Annotated in this window: 1 protein-coding gene and 1 pseudogene; one reads left to right on the plus strand and one right to left on the minus strand. The window is 65.0% G+C overall.

What is annotated here, in order from left to right:
- Positions 1-140 (minus strand): annotated as a pseudogene (locus tag MOV74_RS39395) (TldD/PmbA family protein); the annotation flags it as partial.
- A 264-nt stretch (positions 141-404) separates the two neighbouring features.
- On the opposite strand from MOV74_RS39395, the gene MOV74_RS39400 reads away from it, so the two are divergent.
- The coding region (locus MOV74_RS39400) for a DUF6101 family protein (RefSeq protein ID WP_246933024.1) at positions 405-802 on the plus strand (398 nt) is incomplete at its 3' end.

An 802-nucleotide genomic window follows, 5' to 3' on the forward strand; every position in this document is an offset into this window, starting at 1 on the left:
ACCGCGACCGCATCGGCCGCATCCGCGCCGGCGCGCTTGGCCGCCTCGACCAGCCGCTGCGCGAGGTCGGAGAGCGCGGACTGATCGAACAGGTCGCGACTGGCTTTAGGCGAAAGCGTCGAGCTTGGTGAAGAGTTCACGAACGAAATCCTGTTGGGGCGGGGGTCGGGACCGGAACCCACAGATGTGCCCTAATGGCGCGGACTTCAAGCATTTTCAGCCTGCCAAAAGCTCAGATTCGCAGCTTGCGCGCAACGTCTCGTCAATCATGCGCGCCAAGCTCTTGTCAATCATGAGCAGCAGTGACGGTGGGTTAACCAGCCTTTTTAAGCGGTTTCGGAAAGCCGTGCGCTAAGGTCCTCGCATCGACCGGGAACATAATCCCGGCGGGGAGAACTAAAGCCGTGAGGCGTCAAACAGCAACATGCGGGGTCGCTCCCGCCGGGTCGAGCCGCTCTCTGCGGCTCGACCCACTTTCCCTTCCGGTCCGCTTCGACGCGCACGATCCGCGCGCCGACGGACATGTCCGGCAGATCGAGCTTCATCGCGAACGTGTCGTGCTGCGCCGTGCCGTCCGCGGCATGCAGATGGCGATCAACGTCCGCGTCAGCGACTTCACCGGTGTCGCGCTGCGCGGCAATGACGAGGCACAAGCTCTCGTCCTCGTGCATCGCGATCCCTCGCTGTCCGTGCCGCTGCTGGTCGGCGCCGACGGCGACGAGCTCACTGAGGCCTGGGCGATCTGGAGCGAGCTCTTCGCGCTGCCGCAACTCGACGAAGGTGCGCGCAAGCCCGCGGCCCG

Source organism: Bradyrhizobium sp. SHOUNA76 (genome assembly GCF_023006445.1).
Lineage (GTDB): Bacteria > Pseudomonadota > Alphaproteobacteria > Rhizobiales > Xanthobacteraceae > Bradyrhizobium.